General features: G+C 49.8%; 1 pseudogene. It reads right to left on the bottom strand.

Features of this window, described 5'->3' with window-relative positions:
- A pseudogene (locus ACTHSP_RS23965) lies at positions 1-245 on the bottom strand (DNA primase); the annotation flags it as partial.

Genomic DNA, 245 nt, shown 5'->3' with positions numbered 1-245 from the left:
ACCAGTGTCAGCATGGTTGGCTGTTTGACAGAAATAGGCGGCAGTTTGTAACTTTTTTGTTTGACGTGCCGCTTTGGTGCTTCTTGTCCGAGTAACTGGGCAAGGTTGTCCGGGTCAATACCCACCAGCTCGCTGAGTTTTTGTTTCAGAAGATAGCCCAATGCCGGCGCGGTAATCTGAGCCAAAAGCGGAGAACTGGTTTTGACCAATTCTGCTTTGCCTTCTTGCGTATTGAGGTTGAGGCC

Source organism: Neisseria sp. P0001.S005 (assembly GCF_051963715.1).
This window is presented reverse-complemented; position numbering and strand designations above follow the sequence as displayed.